Raw genomic sequence first — 23,009 nt, forward strand, 5'->3', positions numbered from 1 at the left:
CCTTCTATTCTAGCCGGCAAGACTTTTCAGCAGAATGTCTCCTCCAACTGCTGCCATCGCCATCACAAGTTCACACATCTGAAGAAAATATCCTGCCAGATCCCCCGTAATTCCACCAAACTTTTCCATCGCCATCCGATGATAATATAAAAACATAAGGCCTGCTGACAGAATACTCAGGATTCCCGGTATAGTTCCAACAACAATCATTATCACTCCCAGCATCACAAGCCAGATACAAAGCACGATCCTTGTCGTCTTTTTTGCGGCATTCTGGGAAAATGCAGCTGCCATTCCCTGCTTTCTCGCCTGTGGAAATGTCACAACCGCCAGACCACTGAGGATTCGTGACAGCATGAACCCAAGGGCAATCACACGCATGCTTTCCTCAGAACGTGAGGAATACACACCTGTATAAAGCAGAAGATATACGGCACAGGATATAATGGCAAATGCACCGGCATGGGAATCTTTTAATATTTCCAGTCTTCGTTCTCTGGACTGATAAGAACTCAGCGCATCCTGCGTATCCAGAAATCCATCCATGTGGATCCCACCGGTAATCAATATCGGAATCAGTACCAGAAGAACCGTCCAGAACAGGTCATTGACCGGAACTTTTCCCGTCTGTGCCCAGTCGGCAATTCGGAACACCCCGTAACTGGCCGCGCCAATCACAGCTCCTATACACGGAAAAAAACACATAGCATACGACATATTTTCCTCTGTCCATTCACAGTCTGGAATTGGAATTCTACTGTACATTGAAAATGCAATTTTAAAACTGTTCCACATTTTTTTTCTCATTCTTTTATCACCACCGGAATTCCATATACGATTTCTGTTACCCGATCTGCAATCTTTCCAATTCGTTGATTGATCCTGCCGATCAATTCCCGGTACTGTTCCGTTTCCCGACTGTATGCGTTGATGTCCGAATTGACTTCATTGGTTACAATTGCCAGACAGGGGGTCTGTCTTTGCAGGCAATGGATTCCCTGCAGAATTCTGTCACAGACTTCCTCCGCGTCATTCTGAGATCCGTCTGCACGATACAGTTCATTTGCCGCCAGATTAGACATACACTCAAGTAATATTCCCTGATTATCCGGTACGAAAAGTCCGGACAGATCTGTATATCGCTCAATTGTCAGAAATCCCTTTCCGGCTCTGAGCTTCTGGTGCCTTTCAATTTTTTTTGCGGCATCCTCTCCAAATGGCATCATCGTTGCAATATAGACGCAGGGAACACTGCTGGGTCTCCTGCGCTTGTGTATCAGCCAGTCTTCTGCATAGGATGATTTTCCGCTTCCACTTCCGCCTGTAATCAGATGTATCATTATCTGTCTCCCAGCTCCTCATAATCTTCCACATTGATTTCTGAAAATGTACTCATCTTCTGATATACTTCAACAGCCATATCCAGAACCGGCAGATAAGCGACAGCTCCCGTTCCTTCGCCCAGGCACATGTCACAGGTGAGCGCTGCTTCCATATTCAGTGCTTCCAGGATCATATGCATGCCCGGTTCCTTGGATACATGCGATGCAATCATATATTCTCCGGAAACCGGACAGATTCGATTCGCAAGAAGTGCCGCTGCCGCAGAGATAAAGCCGTCAATCACAACCGGAAGCCGATAATAAGCACCTCCGAGGAATACACCTGCAAGTCCGGCCAGGTCAAAGCCTCCGACTTTCGCAAGGACATCGATCGCATCCGATGCATCTGGCTGATTGATCCTGATTGCTTTCTGAATTGCATCTATCTTCCGTCTCAATCCCTCACTGGTAAGTCCCGCTCCCCGACCGGTCATCACTTCGACCGGAAGCCCCAGAAGCACCGAAGTCACCGCACTGCTGGTCGTTGTATTGCCGATTCCCATCTCTCCGGTTGCCAGAATCTGATAACCTTCTTCTTTCCTTTTTCGAACTTCTCCGATTCCGACAAGGATGGCACGGACTGCCTCTTCCCTGGTCATGGCAGGCTCTTTTGTCATATTTTTCGTTCCATAGGCTATCTTCTGATTCGGGACCTTCGTATCTGTAACCATCCCGATATCAACCGGGAACAGATCAACACCTGCTTTTTTACACATCAGTGCTGCACTGGTCCGGCATGTCAGAAAATTGTCCGCAACGATTGCCGTTACTTCCTGTCCGGTCTGCGTCACACCTTCTTCTACCACCCCATTGTCCGCACACATCACGATCAATGCTTTTTTCTCCAGGCTGACTTCCGGGTTTTTTGTCATACCCGCAATCCGGATAATATGTTCTTCCAACTTTCCCAGACTGTGCAGTGGCTTTGCGATTGAATTCCATTTTTTCTGTGCAGTCTGTATGGATTTTACATCAACAGGCTGTATTGCTTCGATGATCTGGTTCAAGTTCTTTTCTTCTGTACTCATTTTCATCTTTTCTTTCCTCTGTCATTCTTCCATTTTTCACACGCATCCAGATATGCCTGAAGAACCCGCTGATTTCCATAATAATGAATATGTGGATATCCTGCAAGCAAAGTATCGGTACTGATCATACACCTCCAGGATCGCTTGGACAATGGCTTATCTGCCTGAAATGCATCTCCGCACACTTCAGAGTCATAGTAATGAAACTCATGCGCAGGAATCGCACCGATCTCCTTTCCAAAAACCATTCCACCTTTTAAAGTGATATATCCAAATCGTTTCAGCGAATCGGTATGATAACTTTTCCCCGGGAGCACACCCACCATAGGAAAACACTCTCCCCTGGCATTCTGAATCACTTCCTGCAGATACATATACCCACCACACTCTGCAATGCATGGCATTCCTTCTTTTACTGCATCTCTAACTGCATCACGCATGGCTGCGTTCCTGTTCAATTCATCTGCGTATAATTCCGGATACCCTCCATATAACAGAAGACCATCCAGATCCTCTGGAAGTTTTTCATCCCTGATCGGCGAAAACGGAACCAGATTCGCCCCGCTTTCCTTTATCAGTTCCAGATTATCCTGATAAAAAAAACAAAATGCTTCATCCATTGCGATTCCGATTCGAAGGTCCCGGTAACAGGAAATAGTTCTGTCCGTCTTGTCCTTTTTCTCAGGATCCGTCTCCAATTCAGAAGCACCGCGTGCAAGCATAAGCAACGCATCCAGATCCAGTGTTTCTTCCAGTTTTTCGGACAGCTGCTTCAGACGATTCTTAAGATCTTTCACTTCATGCGGAAGCATAAGTCCCAGATAACGACTTTCCAGTGCGCCTTCCTTTATAACCGGAACATATCCGTATACCCGGATCCCGGTCTGCGACTCTATCATCTGCTTCATCCTGTCATACATACCGGAAGACACTCGATTCAATATAATACCTTTAATATGACTGTTATCACGATAATCAAGAAATCCCTGAATATACGGTACTACAGAGACACTCATACCTTTACAGTCCATCACCAGAACCGCAGGAGTATCCGTAATATCTGCAATATCATAAGCGCTCCCCTCTACGGAGATTCCCGCCAATCCGTCATAGTATCCCATGACACCTTCTATGACTGCCAGTTCTGTATCTTTTCCATTTTTTACAAGCAGCTCTTTTACACCACTTTTCCCACACAGAAAGGAGTCCAGATTATAACTGCTGACACCAAGCGCCTCCCTGTGAAACATAGGATCAATATAATCCGGTCCGCATTTAAACGAAGATACACGAAGTCCCCTGTTTTTTAACGCCTGAAGAATCCCGCAGGTAATCATCGTCTTTCCAGTTCCACTTCCCGGCGCAGTGATAAGCATTCTCGGCAGTTTCATAACTCTTCCTCTTTTCCCGCAAGGCAGAAGCTGATGATAAAGATCGGATTCTGCCCTGTCATCATATGATAACTTCCTATCTGTCTGGACTTACTTACAGATACCTGCACAATCTCTTCTTCTGCCACAGTTCTGTCTTTGATCCAGTCCAGTACTTCACGCAGTGTTTCCAGAGAGATGGCATTGATCACGATACGTGCTTTCGGATTCTTAGATTCTATGATCTTAAGAATTTCTCGCAGACGGCCACTGCTTCCACCTATGAATACACCATCCGGTACTGGCAGCTCAAGAAGCGCATCCGGTGCCTCTCCCTCGATTGCCGTCAGGTTATCGACATGCATCTTTTTTTGATTTCTCTGAATCAGTGCAATAGCTTCCTGCTTTCGTTCCACCGCATATACATGACCCTTTTCTGCCCGTATCGCTGCCTCCACAGACACCGAACCGGTCCCTGCTCCGATATCATAGATCACAGAATCCGACCGGATCCGAAGCTTTGATATGGAGATGGTTCTCACTTCTTCCTTTGTCATGGGTACTTCTCCACGGATAAATTCCGCATCCGGGATTCCCGGGACAACGGGCTGTTTACCGCCGTTCGGATTCTCAATATACAGGACTGCCAGACTCCCTGAGGGATCTTCCAGAAGCGTACGTGCGGTTCCAGTCTGAATCCGCTCTGTCGGATATGATAACTCTGTTCCAATACATACTCTAAGGTCTCCATACCCGTATACAATCATCTGCTCCAGAATCTCAAGGATCTCTTTTTCCCCACTCACCAGTGCAAATACCTTTTGATGCTCCCGGATATCTGAGATCAGATTCGCTTTTCTTCCGTGAGAGCTGGTCAGAAATGCATCTTCCCAGGATATCCCAAGCTTTGCTGCCAGATAAGAGACGGAAGAGATCCCCGGTATCACCGTTGCTTCTATTCCCGGTTCTTCTTTCAGCATCGCCATCAGCTTTTTTGCACCACTGTAGAATCCGCTGTCTCCTGACAGCAGTACCGCTATCTGTTCATATTCCGGATGCTTTTTTATATATTCCAGTATTTTCTCCGGAAGGTATTCTTCATAGACCGGTTGTCCGCACACTGCCACCGATCGAAGCATTCTACTCGCTCCGATTAGAAGATCTGCTTTTTTTATCGCTTCCCTCGCCTCACCGGTCATTACCTGTGCCGCACCGGTGCCAATCCCAATAACAGAAACTTTTTTATTATCATTTAAATCCAATTCTTTCTTAAGTAATCTGCATATTTCTCCAAACTCATATCCCTTTTCTTTTTCAGGGCGTCCGATCACCACAAGTCTGACACCAGCTTCTTCTGCGGCCTCACACTTTTGAAGGAATCCTCCGGCTGCACCGGATTCTTTGGTCACCATATAAGCAATCTCATATTCTCTCAGCATCGCAAGATTCAGCTCTGTCGAGAACGGTCCCTGCATACAGATCAGATGCCTGCCTGCCATCCCAAGTTCCTCGCACTTTTCCACTACCTGCTTCAAAGACAATACTCTTGCATAGATTCTTTCCTTATAATCAGTAAGCTGTGTAAAAGCTTCCAGTTCTTTACTTCCGGTGGTCACCAGAATATTTCCTTTCGTATGCTCCAGATATCTTACTGCTGCATTCACATCCTCCACACAGACTTCGCCGCACACATTTTCTTCCTCGCGTACCAGTCTCAGATATGGGAACTGCAATTCTTCACATACTGCTTTCAGATTCGCAGTAACTTCTTTCGCATAAGGATGTGTGGCATCTACCACATATGCCGGTCTGTAATCAGAGATAAACTCTTTCATCTGCATACAGTCCATACGTTCATGAGATACTGTAATATCACCTTCCTTTGGAAGCAGACTTGCTCCATAGGAAGTAGCAACGCAGACATGTACTGATACACCCTTTCTTACCAGATAAGATGTCAGTTTTCTTCCTTCTGTTGTACCTGCATAGATTAGAATCCTGTCTTTTTTCATATATGATATCCTCTTGGTGTCACCATGTGACCCCGTACGATTTTCGTCTGACGATTTCCGATAAATACAGTTGAAAACATGTCAACTTCTGTATCTTTCAATTCTCCCAGGGTCAGAAGCTTAAGTGCTTCCCCCTCTCTTGCAATCTGTCGTACAATTCCACATACTGTATCATCCTCTTTATATCTCTGAATCAACATACACGCTTTTTTCAGATAGTCACTTCGCTTTTTGCTCGACGGATTATACAGACAGATTACAAAATCTGCTTCAGCAGCTGCCTGCAGCCGCCTTTCAATTGCTTCCCATGGAGTCAGGAGATCACTCAGACTGATCAGCGCACAGTCATGTCCGACCGCTGCTCCAAGAACTGCCGAACCACCAATTGCTGCAGTTACCCCCGGAACAACTTCGATCTCTACCTGTGGAAATCCTTCCCCCACTTCATACATCAGACCTGCCATCCCATAGATTCCGGCATCTCCACTGCATACCATCGCTGTCGTCTTTCCGGCTGCAGCTGCTTCAAATGCCATGTGACACCTCTGTACTTCCTGCCTCATAGATGTGGTCATGAATTCTTTTCCCGGAAAATGTTCTCTCAACAGATCCACATATACCGTATATCCAACAATCACTTCACACGCTTCCAGCGTCTTCACTGCTCGTACTGTCATCTCTTCATAGGCACCAGGACCCATTCCAACTACATATACTTTATTCAAACCTAACCCTCCAATCCTTCTGTGCAAGCGCAACGGTCACACCGTTCCAGACAATCTTTCCGGCAATCAGACGCCCCTTTTCAGCTGCAAATACTGCGCTTCGCTCACATACATTATCAACGCCTGTTACACGGGTCACAAATTCCGATCCGGAAAAAGTACCTGGTATCTCTTTCAATTTTTCTGCCGAACAGAAACAACTCTCCAGATGACAGTTTTCACAATATTCCAGAATTCCCTGCTCCCGGGCTTTCAGATCAATACTTGCAACTTTATATATGCTTTCTCTGCATACACCGGCCTGCGAACACGCCAGCTCAACGGCCTCTTCAATCTGCGTAGCCGAAACTCCTTTTTTACATCCGATTCCAGCGATCACTACTCTTGGTATCAGATGCAGAGCCTGACTCTCCTGTTCTAAGATTCCGATCCGGATATCCGGTTCTGTCCCCGGAATATCTTCATATCGAACCACATCTTCCGGAAGTACTCCTTCCACCCTCCGTGTCCAGTCATCTGCCGCAATCGTAATCTTCCGGCCTTCCAGAACTGCTGCAGATATCTGTCTGGCACGTTCCATCTCCCGGATCACCAGTCCATTCTTTCTTGCAAATACATCAACTGCCCATCTTCCCTGCAGGTCCGTTGCAGTCGTTACAACCGGTTGTGCCTGAATGCCGGCACAGATTATCATTGCAAGCTCATTGGCCCCACCCAGGTGTCCCGACAGAACCGGGATTCCATAAGTTCCTTTTTCATCAAACACCAGGACGGCAGGATCCGTTTTTTTCGACTTGACATGCGGTGCAATTGCACGGACCGCAATCTGGACTGCACCGACGAAGATCAGTGCATCCTGACTCTGAAACATCTTCCCGGTCCATTCACTCAGACTTTCCCTGATAGAAGATGGCACACTGGAACACTTTACTGCATTGATGACCTCATGATCTGCTTTCAGTAATTCTGTGATACGATCTGCCAGACATTTCCCATTCCGTGTAAAGCTTATGACTGCAATCTTCATTTTGCCTCCCTGAATTCCGTCGCAAATGATGGATCATACAATTTAGACCTTTCATAGGAATGATGCGTCACAACATCTCCCACGATGATCAGAGCCGTTTTGGTAATCCGGTGTTCCTTCGCTGTTTCTGCAAGCGTAGATACCGTACAGATATACGTCTCCTCTTCCGGCCAGGTTGCCTTATATACAATTGCGGCCGGCGTATCCGCCGGATATCCGCCTTCCATCAATTGCCGCTCCAGCTGTTCCAGTAATCCGGTACTTAAAAAAAGTACCATCGTTGCACCATGGGCGGCAAATGAAGCAACCGTTTCTTTTTCAGGTACCGGTGTTCGTCCTTCCATTCTGGTAATCACCACACTCTGAGAAACTTCCGGCAATGTATACTCAAGATTCAGGGCTGCAGCCGCACCGCAAAAAGAACTGACTCCCGGACAGGAATCATAGGGAATCTTCTGTTCTTCCAGCCAGTCCATCTGTTCTCTGATCGCTCCATACAGGCATGGATCTCCTGTATGGAGTCTTACTGTCGTCTTTCCTTCACGCTCCGCCTGTTCCATGACTTCGAGCACTTCTTCCAGTGTCATTTTTGCACTGTTATATATCATACAATCTTGTCTGACACAATCTAATAACCCGGGATTCACCAGCGATCCTGCGTATATTACGACATCCGCCTCTTCTAACAGCTTTTGTCCCCGTACCGTAATCAAATCGACCGCTCCGGGGCCGGCTCCCACAAAATGAATCATTGTTCTCCTCCTCTTTCCTTCACAAACAACAGTGTATAATATCCTGCATCTTCCGGAATGTTCTCCGTTCCATAGCAGATCCTCTCCTGCTCCATTCCACAATTTTCTATCATCATTACTTCCACATGTTTTTCCTCCAAAACTCTTTTGACATCTGGAAGCTTTTTCCCGGCTTTCATCAGCACCTTCGTTCCCGGAAGTTCGAGTGCTCCTTCCACCTGATAGGAAGCCGGAATCACATGAATCTGCTCATCCCTTTCTCCAATACTCATGTGAAGCTTTGCAGCAGCTGCACAGAACGACGGAACACCACTGATAATCTCTGCCTCATATTCTTCTTTTCGGATCTCATTGTGCAGATAAAGATATGTAGAATATACTGTCGGATCCCCGAGTGTTAAGAATGCCGTGTCTTTCCCCGCATCCAGCTGATGTTTCAGACTTAAAACTCCTTCTTCATGGCTTTTTTTCAACACCTTCTCATCTTTTGTCATTGGCATCGGGATTCCGATCAGCAGTTTTTCATCAATATCCGGGCATGCTTGTCTTGCAATCCTGTAAGCAATCGATTCTTCCGGAATCTTTCCCGGAACAGCAATCACATCACATTCTTTTATAATTCTGGCAGCTTTTATTGTCATAAGTTCCGGATCCCCCGGCCCGACACCGACTCCATATAATTTCCCTTGCATAATATCTACACTCCTCTTTCTCTTCTGAAACGATCGATTAATTCGTCTGCCCGGTCTGTTTTCCCGAGGATTCCATACACCTCTGAAAATGTTATTGCTCCGGTCAACAATTTTCCTTCCGTTCGATAATTCATATACTCTTCAATCTGATTCATAATCTGATTCATGATCAGCACCCTTTCGTCAGATGTACACTTTCCAAGTGCATCATCTGTCGTTACGGATTCCAGAAGTGCTGCTGCTTTCGTACCTTCTATTCCGGCCCGAAGTGCCGCTGCAGCCATCAACTCCATCCGACAGTCCGCCCATCTGGAATGGGTATTCATAATGCCTCCCGATACTTTGATCAGTTTTCCGATATGACCGACAAGGAGAATTCCCCTGCACCCCATATCCACTGCCATATCCAGAGTCTGTCCGATATAATTGCTGCACTTGACAACATCCTCATCTTTCATTCCATACTGTTCCGACAAAAAATCCAGCCCGTAATTACCCGGTGCTACGATCAGATAACGGTATCTCCCAGCCATACACACCTTCATTTCTACCCGAATCGTATCAACCAGTGCCTGTTCACTCATAGGCTCTACGATTCCGGTCGTTCCAAGAATCGATAAGCCCCCCTCTATTCCAAGTCTTGGATTAAAGGTTCCAGCTGCAAGACGTTCCCCTTCCGGAATGGATATCTCTACGTGAATTCCCCGTTCATATCCGACTTCCTCACATACTTCCTTTATCTCTTTTATAATCATCTGTCTGGGGACGCGATTGATTGCCGCGGCGCCGACCGGCTGATCCAGTCCCGGCTTTGTAACTCTTCCTATTCCTTCTCCCCCATCCAGCGTAATCTCTGTCCCCTGATTCCGGCTCACCTTACTGTAGACCAGTACTCCATTGGTAATATCCGGATCATCTCCGCTGTCTTTTTTTACCGCACAGCAGACTTCTTCCGGAAGCGGTTGCACGCCCTCTCCGTTTTCAATCTTAATCTCACAGATATCCAGCGAGAGCGTTTCTCCCTGTGGCAGTTCTACCTGCACTTTTTCACATGGTTTTCCTGTCATCAGCATCCACATCGCAGCTTTTGTCGCTGCCTGCGCACAAGTCCCTGTTGTATAGCCTTTTGCCAGTGATTTCTGTGTCATTTTCTATCGCTCCTCGCCCTGATTACTGTTCCCATACATGCCACTTCTCTGCCTACAATTCTATCGGTTTCATTTCCGTCTGTCAAATCCTTCTTCTCCTTCACGAAGAAGCCTTACCGCCTTTATTGATTATGCATTTTGTATATTTTTTTACACTTTCCCTTTTCTGTGTTGACACATATTACCAAATCTGTTATTTTATTTATGGACTATAGTCTATACTGTAGTCTAGTTATTTATTTTTTCTATAGGAGGCGGTCTCATCATGAACAAGATCGAAAAAATACTTCGTATATTAAAAGAACAGAATCTGGATGGATTCTATATTACAAAGAAATCCAACGTCAACTATACAACCGGTTATCCGGACGAACTGGCCTATGCAGTAATCTGCCCACAGGGACAGTACGTAATTACAGACAGCCGTTTTACCGAACTGGCAGAACTTTCCTGTCCAGATTATGAAATCATCAACTGGCATCACCATGACCGCAGTCTTCCGAAAGCAGTCGCATATGTCTGCGAAAAAGCAGGGATCAAACATCTCGGATTTGAAGAATGCTTTACGACATATGACAAATATGCAGAACTGGAACAGCTTCTTGCCTCCTGCGGCACAACACTGATTCCAACGCGCAACATTATCGAAGAACTGCGCTATGCCAAGTCCGAAGAAGAGGTAGCCAATACCCGCATTGCCTGCGAGATCGCTGACAAAGCACTCGAAGAGCTGGTTCCTTATATCCGTCCGGGAGTTACAGAACGCGAATTATGTGCACGCCTGGAATTCAGCATGAAGATGCACGGTGCACACGACATTGGGTTTGAGACCATCCTGATCTCCGGAGCGAAAACTTCTCTCCTTCATGGAAAACCGAGTGACAAAAAGGTAGAAAAAGGAGATTTTGTCCTGGTTGATTACGGAGCTATGTACAACGGATACATCTCTGATATCACCCGTACCTTCATTGTCGGTGAACCGACAGAGCAACAGAGAGAAATCTACGAATTAGTCAGAAAAGGACAGGAAACAGGGCTTCAGAACATGGGGCCAGGTGTCCATGCCACAAAACCGGACGCTGAGATTCGAAAGATCGTAACCAAATACGAAGAATACTATTATTCCGGAATGGGACATGGCGTTGGTCTGGATCTTCACGAAGAGCCATTCCTTGGCATCAATGGTACACGCACCATGCTTCCGGGCTGTGTTATCACCATGGAGCCCGGAATCTATATTCCTGGCTGGGGTGGTGTGCGTATCGAAGATACCGTTCTCATCACAGAAGACGGTGCAGAATCTCTGACACACTTCCCAAAAGATCTGATGATCCTATAAATTTCTGCCAAAAACCGATGCTGCTCCAAGACTGTGATCTTCCTTCGGAGCAGCATCGGTTTCTATGTTTCTTACTGTTCTTCTGTCCATTCCTGAATCTCTCCACAGGCAATCATCTCGCCCGAATCTCCGGATGGCTGTGTTTGAAAATCATCCGGCATTGCATGAATGATAATCGTTTTCCCTATAATATCCTCTGGATAAAACCGATCCGTATATACAGACATCCATGCAGAGCCACGGCAGCTTAATAAAGGCGGAAGATCTCCTGCATGCTGCGGATGTCCTGTATCCCTCGGATTATAATGTCCGTCAGCATCTGCAAACGGCTCCTGTTCGTTGCCCGTACATGACATTCCCGCATGGATATGAACTCCATGAAAGTTCTGACTGTATGCCCCATCCAGGTCTTCAATTCCTCGAACCGACACGGTTACAAGCGTTCCTCCATGCGTGTCAAAAAACCAGGCCTTTCCATTAAGTTTTGGATATTTCTTATTCCCGGTGATCACGGCATAAGCTGCCGGACTTCCCTTAAACTCCATCTCTACATCACACTCCTTGGAGCATTCTATGTAGATTTGTCATGTAATATGCGTGTTAATTATTGAATCAGCATCGCATCTCCAAAAGAGAAAAATCTGTATCTTTCCTTTACAGCCTCCTCATAAGCCGCAAGCACATGTTCTCTTCCGGCGAGTGCAGAGACCAGCATGATCAAAGTAGATTCCGGCAAATGGAAATTCGTAATCAGGCAATCCAGAATCTTGAACTGATATCCCGGATAGATAAATATCTCCGTCCATCCACTGCATGCTTTCAGATGCCCTGTCTCATCTGCCGCAGATTCAATGGTTCTGCAGCTCGTTGTTCCCACACAGATGACGCGATGTCCGGAATCTTTTGCCCGGTTAATCTTTTCCGCCGCTGCTTCATCGATCATATAGAATTCTGAATGCATATGATGATCTGTGATCTCTTCCACCTTTACCGGCCGAAATGTTCCAAGGCCTACGTGGAGTGTCACTCTTGCAATATCCACGCCCATCTTTTCAATCTTCTCCAGAAGTTCCGGAGTAAAATGAAGTCCGGCTGTCGGAGCAGCCGCAGAGCCGGTGTGCTTTGCATACACCGTCTGATACCGGTTCTTATCCTGAAGCTGATGCGTAATATAAGGAGGAAGCGGCATCTGTCCCAGCTGATCCAGAATTTCTTCAAAGATTCCTTCATAAGTAAATTGAACCAGACGATTTCCTTCTTCCACAACATCGATTACTTCTCCGATCAGAAGCCCTTCACCGAAACTGATCTTCGTTCCGATCTTCGCCTTCTTTCCAGGTTTCACTAACGTTTCCCAGACATTATTTTCTTTTCTTTTTAACAATAATATTTCTATTTTTGCATTTGTTCCAATTTTTGATCCTATCAATCTTGCCGGAAGTACTTTTGTATCATTGATAACCAGGCAGTCCCCTTCATGCAGATAGTTTACAATTTCTTTAAACACATGATGGGAAACAGCCCCAGACTCCTTATCTAATACAAGGAGTCTGGAGCTGGAACGATCTTCAAGCGGATCCTGCGCAATTAATTCTTCCGGCAATTCATAATAAAAATCCTGACGTTTCATAATTATGAATTCCTTTCCTGTTGTTCTTCCTTCGGAAATTCCTCTTTGGGAAGTTCCTCTTTGGGAAGTTCCTCCGTCAGTCGATATACGGTAGACGGAATCTGTCCATCCCCTTTACAGGGTTCACTCACCGGCCAGCCAAGTGTCGGTGATTCCTCCTGCTCCCGCGACAGCTGACGGACAGTCTTTACTTTGATTTTCTTCAGGTATACGACCCGTGTATCGCAGAGCATGTCGTGAAGTCCTTTTTTTTCCTGATCGATGCCGACCATGATATATCCGATTCCCATGGTCATACCACACAGGAATCTTCCGATCGTCTCTCTGTATACCACATTGAGAAAGCTCAGTTTTTCTTCTCCATCTGCACAGACTACTCTGAGATTCAGCGCTTTTTTACCCAATGTTGTACCCGTATAGTATGTACACAATATAAAATACAATACCTGAAGTACGTACAGAAGAATATCTCCCAGTGTATAATGGAACAATATATTTTCACTGAGCACTGATCCTCCTGTTATGAGTGATACTATGCCCAGAACGAGTCTTACAATCGCCAGCCCGCCAAATACGATCAGGCTGTCCATTACATATGCTGCCAGCCTCACCCAGAATCCGGCATAGTCTATCTTCTGACTATCGTAACTGTTCTGCATAATACATTGGCACCCCGCTTTCCATACTTGCTGCGGTTTCCTTCAGAATCTGAGCTTCTGACTTCGGAATCAGCTTTTCTGCTTTTGAGAAAAACGAAGCCAGCACACTCTGCGTTGCTTCGGGTTCATAGAATTCACCGGTTCCAAATTCGTCACGCATCTCACTTACCATATCATCATACAGAGCGATCTCATCAATCAATCCATTTTCTATTGCCTGATTTGCAGTATACGTGCGCCCATCTGCAAGAGCTTTTACATTCTCCGCAGACATGCCTCTTCCCTCAGCCACGATATCAACGAACTTATTATAGTATTCATCTACCTGCTCCTGATAGATTGCAATCTGCTCATCTGTCATCTGGCTGCTGTCTTTGTTGGCGCCGCTGGTAATACTTACATAACGGATTCCAAGCTTCTCGTAAAGGCCTGACATATCATATCCGGACATAATAACACCGATCGAACCGGTTGTCGTATTGGGGTTGGCATAGATCTTATCTGCAGCCATGGAAACCATATATCCACCGGAAGCAGCATAATGCGCCATGTAATCCCAGATTGGCCTGCCGGTCTTTTCTTTATACTCTTTGAGTTTCAGATACAATTCTTCCGATTCGTAGACTGTTCCTCCCGGGGAATCCACATATAAGAGGATTCCCACATTACCGGAGTCGGCAATCAGATTGTCGATATAATCCAGGGTGGTCACATGCTGATACCCTACCGCCTCGCCAAATGCATTCGTATCCGCCTGTTCCTGAATCGTTCCTTCTACCCGGACGATTGCAATATAATCATTTGCCGGCGGATTGAATTCATAAGACCCGGTGATGATATCGCCTACACTTTCTTCGAACATCTGTCTGGAAAATGCATTCGTAAGAACACTTACCACACCTGTTAAAATAAACAGTACCACTGCTATTACCAGTCCAACGATCTGTTTTTTCTTCATATTGTAACTCCTTTTCTTTATTTACGAAGTTCAATACCCATCTCTTCCAGTGCCTTTAATATTCTGTCCATCGCTGCTGTAATATCAGCTTCTTCAAGTGTCTTATCCTTTGCACGGAACACGATAGAGTAAGCAACTGATTTATAACCAGCTTTAATCTGGGCACCTTCATAGATATCGAACAGAGAATAGCTTTCCAGATATGCTCCACCCTTCTTCTCAATCACATGTTCAATCTGTCCAACAAGGATCTCTTTTGGCATAACCATACTAATATCACGGGTAACCGCCGGGAATCTGGCAATTCCGCTGTATTTTCTGTCAAATGTTGCTCTCGCAACAATCTCCGGCATATCAATCACTGCAATGTAAGCTCTGGTTCCGATTCCATACGCATCCGCAACATCCGGATGTACTTCTCCCAGATATCCGACCACCACTCCGTCATAGATAATATTAGCCTGGCGTCCCGGGTGCAGGAACGGTTTGCCGGCATTTGGATCGTAGGTTTCTTTTTTGTGCATTCCTACTTTATCAAAGAACTCTTCTACTACTCCCTTCATAGTGAAGAAATCTCCCTCTCCATACATACCCAGTGTAAACTGGACACGTTCTTCCGGAAGTTCGGTAAGCGGAAGAGCCTTTGGAAGATAGATATTGGCAAGTTCATATAATCTTACATCTTTGTTTCTTCTATTATAGTTGGTTGAAAGGGAAGTCAACATTCCGTTAATGGAAGAAGTACGCATAATACTATAATCTTCTCCCAGCGGATTCTTTATCTCGATTGCCTGGCGAAGTACAGAATCCTCCGGAATACGAAGCTTTTCATACACCTTCGGGCTTTCAAAAGAGTATGTCATTCCCTGACTGAATCCACAGAATTCTGCGATATCACGGGCAACCTGCTCAATTCTCAACTTGAAGGATAGTTTTCCGGTTGTTGCTTCTCCCTTCGGAAGCGTTGTCGGGATATTATCATATCCGTAAAATCTTGCAACTTCTTCTGCCAGATCCGCAATACGGAACAGGTCATGACGGAAAGTAGGTGCAATCACCTCATTGGTCTCTTCATCATATTCCAGATCAATCTTCTTAAAATAACCAATCATTTCTTCTTTGGAGATATTGGTTCCCAGAAGACTGTTGATCTTCTCCTGGTCAAACGGTACTCTCACCGGTTCTTTCTTTTTCCCGTATACATCTACCATTCCGCCGACAACTTCACCGGCTCCCATCTCTTCTACCAGCTGGCATGCACGGTCGATTGCCGCCTGTGCATTGTTCGGATCCAGACCTTTTTCAAATTTGCCGGAAGCATCTGTACGAAGTCCAATCTTCTTACTGGATTTACGGATATTGGTTCCATCAAAACAAGCCGCCTCGAATAACATGGTATGCACATCATCCGTGATCATGGAATTCTCTCCCCCCATGATTCCCGCGATACCGATGGATTTCCTTCCATCACAGATCATAAGTACAGATTCATCCATCTCACGCTCCTGTCCGTCAAGCGTCGTAAATTTCTCACCTTTTGCAGCTGTACGAACAATAATCTCACGATCTTCAATCGTGTCCAGATCATATGCATGCATCGGCTGTCCATATTCTTCCATTACATAGTTGGTAATGTCAACCAGGTTATTGATCGGACGGATACCTACAGATGCCAGGCGTCTCTGCATCCATTTCGGAGATGGACCGATCTTAATATTCTTTACCACTCTTGCACAATATCTCGGACACAGTTCCGTATCTTTCACCGTAACTTTAATATAATCATTTACATCTTCCTCATTTCCGGTCGGAGTTACAACCGGCGGATAGAACTCTTTTCCAAATGTTGCCGCTGCCTCTCTTGCAATTCCGATCACACTGAAGCAGTCTACACGGTTGGATGTAACCTCATATTCTACGACAACATCATCCAGTCCCAGTGCTTTAATTGCGCTTTCTCCAACCACTGCGTCATCATCAAATATATAGATTCCATATTCCGGAGCCTCCGGATACATATCTCTGTTGGAACCAAGTTCCTCGATCGAACACATCATACCACAGCTTTCCACACCGCGAAGCTTGCCTTTCTTGATCTTGATACCGCCGGCCACACGCTGTCCCGGCTCATGTCCGCCAGCCACACGTCCGCCATCCAGTACAACCGGAACTTTGTCGCCTTCTTTTACATTTGGAGCACCCGTTACAATCTGTACTGTTTCTGTTCCTACATTTACCTGGCAGATAATCAGCTTATCTGCATCCGGATGCTTCTCGATCTTTTCAATCTGTCCGATTATGATCTTATCCAGATCAGCATCCATTTTTTCATATCCTTCTACCTTTGTACCGGACAAAGTCATTGCGTCTGTATATTCCTGAGCCGTTACATCCAGATCCGGAACATACGCTTTTATCCATGATAATGAAGTATTCATTCTCTTTTCTCCTCCTTATGAATTAGAACTGTTTCAGGAAACGAATATCATTTTCGTACAACAGTCTCATGTCATCGATTTCATATTTCAGCAACGCGATACGCTCCAGACCAACACCGAATGCAAATCCGGTATATTCCTCCGGATCAATTCCACACATTTCCAGAACATGCGGATGTACCATACCGCAGCCGAGGATCTCAATCCATCCGGATCCTTTACAGAACCGACAGCCTTTTCCGCCGCATTTGAAGCATGTAACATCCATCTCCGCACTTGGTTCGGTAAACGGGAAATGATGTGGTCTGAATTTCGTCTTTGTCTCTTCACCAAACAACTCTTTTGCAAATACTTCCAGAGTTCCCTTCAAATCTGAAAAAGATATGTTTTTGTCAATTACAAGTCCCTCGATCTGATGGAAGGATGGAGAATGTGTCGCATCCACTTCATCAGAACGGAATACACGTCCCGGAGACAGGATGCAGATCGGGAGCTTCCCCTGCTCCATGATACGCGCCTGTACCGGAGATGTCTGTGTTCTGAGTACAATATCTTTATTAATGTAGAAAGTATCCTGTTCATCCTTTGCCGGATGTCCGTCCGGAATATTCAGTTTACGGAAATTATATTCGTCATACTCAATTTCCGGTCCTTCAACAACTTCATAACCCATACCGGTAAAGATTCTTTCCACCTCTTCCAGTGCGATGGTGTTCGGGTGACGATGTCCGACTGTATTTTTCTTTGCCGGAAGTGTAACATCGATCACCTCCTGTTTCATCTTCTCTTCTCTGATGGCTCTTTCCATCTTTACTTTACTTTCTTCGAGAATACTTTCGATTGCCGCTCTCGTCTCATTGACCATCTGTCCTACCTTCGGTCTGTCTTCCGGTGCAACATCTTTCATTCCTTTTAATACTGCGGTAAGTTCCCCTTTCTTACCAAGGAATCTTACACGCACATCATTCAGTTTTTCCGGCACATCAGCCTGTTCAATGGCCTTCAGCGCTTCATCTTTGATGTTTTGAAGTTTGTCTTTCATCATTTTCTTCCTTTCATTTCTTTAAATTAAAGCATTATGATCCTTTTATAGGTAAAAAAAATCCCCATCCCAAAAGGGACGAGGTCTAACCCGTGGTACCACCCTGATTCCCATATCCTTCCTTCGAATATGAGCACTCATAACATGCGTAACGTGCATATACGTCACCTTCTACTCTTACTTCAAAAGTGCAGCTTACGTGGGAAATTCGTTTACCATCTGAACCAAAGGGAACTTTCAGCCCGGTGATTCCCTCTCTCTTTTGGAAAATGGGTCACTACTTACACGGTCATTGCTTTTAACTATGAATACCTAATTATTGTAACATATGAATTCAGGATGTCAAGAAATAATTCTACTGGTCCTGCACTTCTCCCTCCTGCTCCCGCTTCTCCTTCATCATGACATTCAGCTCTCCTCCAAGAAGAATTCCGTACATACAGAAATACATCCAAAGCATGATCAGTACAATCGTTGTAAGACTTCCATACATAGTAGAAAAGCCCGTAAACACATCCAGATATATAGAGAAAATCCAGGATACAATCATCCATCCAACTGCAGTAAATGCGGCGCCTGAAACCTGATCTTTCAGCTTACCTTTCCGGTTTGGAAGGAATTTATACAGTAACAAGGAAAACACGACCAGAAGAATGGGCGTAACAATGGTTCTCATCTGAATCAACTTGTCTGCAACCTGTTCCAGAAAGGGGACGTGTTGTGTTACAAATATATTTAATGTGTTACCGAATACAGACAATACCAGAAGAAATATGATGACAAGTAAAAACATGACCGTATATATCGTCGAACGAATACGAAGTAAAATGTAATTTCGCGTCTCATGACACTTATAGATCATATTTAGCCCGTTTGTCATGGCAAGCACACCTTTTCCCGCAGACCAGAGCGCCACCACAATCGTAAGCGGAATAATACCGGTCGACTGGTTATACACCTGATTTACAATAGATGTAATCAGCGTTTCCACAGTACTCGGAAATACCTGTAGAACTGCCGTCATAATATCTGCCTTTGTAACCGGTGTATATTGCACCATTGTAATCAGAAGCAGAATAATCGGAATCAGACTCAGCATGAAGAAATATGCCGCCTGTGCGGCATATGCTCCAACATGATCATTTCCTATCCTGCTCGTCATTTCAATTACTTTCCTATACAGATTTCTTACCTTCTTCATTGTATTCTCCCGATATATTTGACCTCTATTCTACTTGATTTTCCCCGGTTTGTCCATTACATCTTAACTTCAACTGTGATTCCCTGAAAAAACAGGGTCAGTATCTCTATATATGTTTTCCCGTTTTTTGCCATTTCATTTGCTCCATTCTGGCTCATTCCGATTCCGTGCCCATACCCGCCTCCTCTGATCTTATACACATCTTCGTTCTTTTCAATTGTAAAAAATGCACTCGGGAGCAGCGTCTGGCCGGGTACTTTTGTGCCATCCTGTTTTATGATCTCATACCCACTTCCACCAAGAGCCCTTCGGATCTTATTTTCTGTATCTACTGTTACACTCCCTTTATCACCCACTGCATAGATCTGGAGCACAATATTCCCGGCTCCTGTTCTTGTCACTTCTATACTTTCCAGTTTTCCAATGTCTTTCCCCGTATAAAAACCGATCAGCCCGGACAACACTTCTGCCGGAATGTCTGCTTCCCACCGGTACCATGGAAGGTCCTTTTCATAATCACCATTTTCTCCTCTTACTTCAACCGACTTCAGATATTGATTTGCTTCACTGACCGATGTCCCCCATGCCTCTACATCCGTAGTGACACCACAGGAGGTTGAATAGTAATATGCCGTCACTACCTGTCCGTTATAACAGAGCACCTGGCCGGCCGTCTCTGAGACCGCCTGATCTGTCATCTTCTGCGGGAGACTGTTTCCGTATACCTGGTAGTCTGTGCTGTCATTCACATGTGCTTCATATTCCGGATACGCATAATTTTCCATCTGCTGCCATGCATAACTTCTTGCACACACCGCCTGCGCCTTTAATGCTTCCAGTTCATAAGAAGCCGGCATCTCACTTGGAACCACTCTGCACAGATATGTTTCTACCGGAAGCTCATTGATGACCACAATTCCTTCCGGAGTCGTCCGCAGTTCCAGTACTCCTGAATAGGAGGGATGTCCGCAGGCCCGCGTAATTCCCATGACTGTGACTTCGCCGCCATCTCTGGCCCTTATCCGGACAATGCCGTCCTGAAACCATGCACTATCCGGGAGGAACTGAACTGTCTCCCCTTCCACAGTTTCCTGTACCGTTTCACCTGCACAGATCTCCATTCCGCCTGAAGCACACACTTCTACCGAAGAATGTACCTCCTGCTTATACCCATCCGTCATGATCAGCACCCGAATATCTGAAGAGTCCCATACCGCTTCTTCCTGCGATGCTGTATTCCCCTCCTGAATACCTGTCTCGTATTTCCGATTGTTCTGATCCTGCTCTGCATATACTGCTGACAACAGACCGCAGACGATCAGAAGCACGATTAAAAGAGACATTCCAAGGTAAGACATCCGCTTCAATTCTTCATTTCTCAGCGCTTTCTTTTTTCTGTATCTGCTCACTTGCCATGTAACCTCTTGTCCCGGGTCTTTCTCTAATGTATGCTTTGATATGTTCTTATATGAACTCGTTTTATGCTGTTAAAAAATTGCGTTTTCTGTTGCAAAAAAAGGCAGCCGCACACGGCTGCCTTTTATCATTTGCATATCCCCAAAATGCCGGTTTCTGTATTTTGACTCCTAGCCACAGCTAGGTGGGTGTCCGCATCTGCTTTTTTGTCTTCCCCTGCATGATCGGGGGCCTGACATATTACAGAGATGTAGGAGTCCCGTTTAAAGTATTGTAGGTTCAAAATTACAGAAGTTATCGCACATCCCAGGTTTTGACTAAAATTATTATAACCTATTTACGTACATTTTACAACTCATAAAAGCGTTTTTTATAACTGTGGACCAGCAGAAACTAATGCTTTTCCAGCTTCATTTCCTTCGTATTTTGCAAAGTTCTTGATGAATCTTCCTGCAAGGTCTTTTGCTTTCTCTTCCCACTGTGCAGCATCTGCATAGGTATCGCGAGGATCCAGAATTGCAGGATCAACACCCGGAAGCTCTGTAGGCACTTCAAAATCAAAGTATGGAATCTTCTTTGTAGGTGCATTCAGGATATCTCCATTCAGGATTGCATCGATGATTCCACGGGTATCTTTGATAGAGATACGTTTTCCTGTACCATTCCATCCCGTATTAACAAGGTATGCTTTTGCACCACTCTTTTCCATTCTCTTAACAAGCTCTTCTGCATATTTTGTAGGATGGAGTTCCAGGAATGCCTGTCCGAAGCAAGCAGAGAAAGTAGGTGTAGGCTCTGTGATTCCACGCTCTGTTCCTGCAAGCTTTGCTGTAAATCCTGACAGGAAGTAGTACTGTGTCTGTTCTGGTGTCAATACGGATACCGGTGGAAGTACTCCGAAAGCGTCTGCGGACAGGAAGATTACATTCTGAGCAGCCGGAGCGGAAGATACCGGACGTACAATCTTTTCAATATGATCAATCGGGTAAGAAACACGTGTATTTTCTGTTACGCTCTTGTCTGCAAAATCAATCTTTCCGTCAGCGTCAAGTGTTACGTTCTCAAGAAGCGCATTCCGTTTGATCGCATTGTAAATATCAGGTTCAGATTCCTTGTCCAGGTTGATTACTTTTGCGTAGCATCCACCTTCAAAGTTAAATACTCCATTGTCATCCCATCCGTGCTCATCATCACCGATCAGAAGACGCTTTGGATCTGTAGAAAGTGTTGTCTTACCAGTTCCGGACAGACCGAAGAAGATTGCTGTGTTCTCTCCGTTCATATCTGTATTTGCTGAACAGTGCATAGATGCAATTCCTTTCAGCGGAAGGTAATAGTTCATCATGGAGAACATACCTTTCTTCATCTCTCCGCCGTACCAGGTATTAATGATAACCTGTTCACGGCTTGTGATATTGAACACAACTGCAGTCTCTGAATTCAGTCCTAATTCTTTATAGTTTTCAACTTTTGCTTTTGAAGCATTATAAACAACAAAATCTGGCTCAAAACTCTCAAGTTCTTCTGCGGTAGGCATAATGAACATGTTTTCAACAAAATGAGCCTGCCATGCAACTTCCATGATGAAACGGATCGCCATACGTGTATCCTTATTCGCTCCACAGAAAGCATCTACTACATAAAGCTTCTTATCGCAAAGCTCTTTCACTGCAATATCCTTTACTGCTGCCCATGTCTCTTCAGAAGCCGGATGGTTATCGTTCTTATACTCATCAGAAGTCCACCATACAGTATCTTTGGAGTTTTCATCCATAACGATGAATTTATCTTTTGGAGAACGTCCGGTATATACGCCTGTCATTACATTCACTGCTCCAAGCTCGCTGACCTGTCCTTTTTCAAATCCTTCAAGACCTGCCTGTGTCTCTTCCTCAAATAATAATTCATAAGAAGGGTTGTGTACAATCTCTGTAGTTCCTGAAATGCCGTACTTACTTAAATCGATTTTCGCCATCTTTGTTTAACCTCTTTTCTATAAATTTGAGTGTCGTCGGAGCTGTTCATTCTATCCCATGTCCCGCAACAACGACATTTGCTCCATTATCGCATTTTTTTACAAAAAAGTCAACACTTTAACAATCTCTTTCGCGAAAGTTTATGTTCCCTGTTATGCATTTATTTTTCTTATTTCCCAAAAATTCGTTTTTAGTTTTGTTAAAAATGCAGGAT

General features: G+C 45.0%; 20 protein-coding genes, 1 other RNA gene and 1 other annotated feature. Of the genes, 1 reads left to right on the forward strand and 20 read right to left on the reverse strand.

Annotated features, from left to right (window positions below; all coding sequences use genetic code 11):
• Positions 1–9: 9 nt before the first annotated feature.
• The 10 genes from cobS to cbiD are packed head-to-tail and all read right to left on the reverse strand — an operon-like array spanning position 10 to position 10,136.
• Positions 10–807 (reverse strand): adenosylcobinamide-GDP ribazoletransferase, encoded by a 798-nt coding sequence (gene cobS / locus JQM82_RS03860; RefSeq protein WP_235248712.1) that lies wholly within the window; start codon positions 805–807, stop codon positions 10–12.
• Complete coding sequence (locus JQM82_RS03865) at positions 804–1,340, reverse strand: bifunctional adenosylcobinamide kinase/adenosylcobinamide-phosphate guanylyltransferase (protein WP_235248713.1); 537 nt, start codon at positions 1,338–1,340, stop codon at positions 804–806. The genes cobS and JQM82_RS03865 overlap by 4 nt, the downstream gene beginning before the upstream one ends.
• On the reverse strand, positions 1,340–2,416 hold the full coding sequence (gene cobT, locus JQM82_RS03870) for a nicotinate-nucleotide--dimethylbenzimidazole phosphoribosyltransferase (protein ID WP_331472762.1): 1,077 nt from the start codon (positions 2,414–2,416) through the stop codon (positions 1,340–1,342). The genes JQM82_RS03865 and cobT overlap by 1 nt, the downstream gene beginning before the upstream one ends.
• Positions 2,413–3,801 (reverse strand): cobyrinate a,c-diamide synthase, encoded by a 1,389-nt coding sequence (locus JQM82_RS03875; RefSeq protein ID WP_235248714.1) that lies wholly within the window; start codon positions 3,799–3,801, stop codon positions 2,413–2,415. The genes cobT and JQM82_RS03875 overlap by 4 nt, the downstream gene beginning before the upstream one ends.
• The gene (gene cobK / locus JQM82_RS03880) at positions 3,798–5,792 is read right to left on the reverse strand and encodes a precorrin-6A reductase (protein WP_235248715.1); all 1,995 of its coding nucleotides are present in this window, start codon (positions 5,790–5,792) and stop codon (positions 3,798–3,800) included. The genes JQM82_RS03875 and cobK overlap by 4 nt, the downstream gene beginning before the upstream one ends.
• Positions 5,789–6,517 carry a precorrin-3B C(17)-methyltransferase gene (cobJ, locus tag JQM82_RS03885; protein ID WP_235248716.1) on the reverse strand — a complete coding sequence of 243 codons (729 nt, stop codon included), beginning with the start codon at positions 6,515–6,517 and terminating at the stop codon, positions 5,789–5,791. The genes cobK and cobJ overlap by 4 nt, the downstream gene beginning before the upstream one ends.
• Positions 6,510–7,544 (reverse strand): cobalt-precorrin 5A hydrolase, encoded by a 1,035-nt coding sequence (locus JQM82_RS03890; protein WP_235248717.1) that lies wholly within the window; start codon positions 7,542–7,544, stop codon positions 6,510–6,512. The genes cobJ and JQM82_RS03890 overlap by 8 nt, the downstream gene beginning before the upstream one ends.
• Positions 7,541–8,296: a precorrin-4 C(11)-methyltransferase gene (gene cobM, locus JQM82_RS03895; protein ID WP_235248718.1), complete on the reverse strand. Its 756-nt coding sequence runs from the start codon at positions 8,294–8,296 to the stop codon at positions 7,541–7,543. Before cobM ends, JQM82_RS03890 begins: the two co-directional genes overlap by 4 nt.
• Entirely contained in the window at positions 8,293–8,988 is a 696-nt protein-coding gene (gene cobI / locus JQM82_RS03900) for a precorrin-2 C(20)-methyltransferase (RefSeq protein ID WP_235248719.1), read from the reverse strand. Before cobI ends, cobM begins: the two co-directional genes overlap by 4 nt.
• 5 nt (positions 8,989–8,993) lie before the next feature.
• A complete protein-coding gene (gene cbiD, locus JQM82_RS03905; RefSeq protein WP_235248720.1) occupies positions 8,994–10,136 on the reverse strand; it encodes a cobalt-precorrin-5B (C(1))-methyltransferase CbiD in 1,143 nt (380 codons plus the stop codon).
• 265 nt (positions 10,137–10,401) lie between these two features.
• Between cbiD and JQM82_RS03910 the strand changes: the two genes are divergently transcribed.
• Entirely contained in the window at positions 10,402–11,475 is a 1,074-nt protein-coding gene (locus JQM82_RS03910; protein ID WP_235248721.1) for a M24 family metallopeptidase, read from the forward strand.
• Between the two features lie 71 nt (positions 11,476–11,546).
• On the opposite strand, the gene JQM82_RS03915 is transcribed toward JQM82_RS03910, so the two are convergent.
• The 10 genes from JQM82_RS03915 to pckA all read right to left on the reverse strand — a co-directional run bounded on the left by JQM82_RS03915 (position 11,547) and on the right by pckA (position 22,794).
• Positions 11,547–12,020, reverse strand: coding sequence for a superoxide dismutase family protein (locus tag JQM82_RS03915; protein WP_235248722.1), 474 nt, complete (start codon positions 12,018–12,020; stop codon positions 11,547–11,549).
• A gap of 59 nt (positions 12,021–12,079) precedes the next feature.
• Positions 12,080–13,105 carry a tRNA preQ1(34) S-adenosylmethionine ribosyltransferase-isomerase QueA gene (queA, locus tag JQM82_RS03920; RefSeq protein WP_235248724.1) on the reverse strand — a complete coding sequence of 342 codons (1,026 nt, stop codon included), beginning with the start codon at positions 13,103–13,105 and terminating at the stop codon, positions 12,080–12,082.
• 2 nt (positions 13,106–13,107) lie between these two features.
• Positions 13,108–13,764, reverse strand: a complete 657-nt coding sequence (locus tag JQM82_RS03925; RefSeq protein WP_235248725.1) for an RDD family protein — start codon at positions 13,762–13,764, stop codon at positions 13,108–13,110.
• On the reverse strand, positions 13,745–14,722 hold the full coding sequence (gene sppA, locus JQM82_RS03930; protein WP_235248726.1) for a signal peptide peptidase SppA: 978 nt from the start codon (positions 14,720–14,722) through the stop codon (positions 13,745–13,747). The genes JQM82_RS03925 and sppA overlap by 20 nt, the downstream gene beginning before the upstream one ends.
• A gap of 17 nt (positions 14,723–14,739) precedes the next feature.
• Positions 14,740–17,160 (reverse strand): phenylalanine--tRNA ligase subunit beta, encoded by a 2,421-nt coding sequence (gene pheT / locus JQM82_RS03935; RefSeq protein WP_235248727.1) that lies wholly within the window; start codon positions 17,158–17,160, stop codon positions 14,740–14,742.
• Positions 17,161–17,182: 22 nt separating this feature from the next.
• Positions 17,183–18,202: a phenylalanine--tRNA ligase subunit alpha gene (pheS, locus tag JQM82_RS03940; RefSeq protein WP_235248728.1), complete on the reverse strand. Its 1,020-nt coding sequence runs from the start codon at positions 18,200–18,202 to the stop codon at positions 17,183–17,185.
• Between the two features lie 71 nt (positions 18,203–18,273).
• Positions 18,274–18,504, reverse strand: a binding site (T-box leader).
• 53 nt (positions 18,505–18,557) lie between these two features.
• Positions 18,558–19,403 carry a YihY/virulence factor BrkB family protein gene (locus tag JQM82_RS03945; RefSeq protein ID WP_235248729.1) on the reverse strand — a complete coding sequence of 282 codons (846 nt, stop codon included), beginning with the start codon at positions 19,401–19,403 and terminating at the stop codon, positions 18,558–18,560.
• 56 nt (positions 19,404–19,459) lie between these two features.
• The gene (locus JQM82_RS03950; RefSeq protein ID WP_235248730.1) at positions 19,460–20,812 is read right to left on the reverse strand and encodes a SpoIID/LytB domain-containing protein; all 1,353 of its coding nucleotides are present in this window, start codon (positions 20,810–20,812) and stop codon (positions 19,460–19,462) included.
• Between the two features lie 141 nt (positions 20,813–20,953).
• A non-coding RNA gene (gene ssrS / locus JQM82_RS03955) (6S RNA) lies at positions 20,954–21,135 on the reverse strand.
• Between the two features lie 54 nt (positions 21,136–21,189).
• A complete protein-coding gene (gene pckA, locus JQM82_RS03960) occupies positions 21,190–22,794 on the reverse strand; it encodes a phosphoenolpyruvate carboxykinase (ATP) (RefSeq protein ID WP_235248732.1) in 1,605 nt (534 codons plus the stop codon).
• Between the last annotated feature and the right edge of the window lie 215 nt (positions 22,795–23,009).

This window comes from Faecalicatena contorta, from assembly GCF_021531995.1.
Lineage (GTDB): Bacteria > Bacillota > Clostridia > Lachnospirales > Lachnospiraceae > Dorea_A > Dorea_A contorta_A.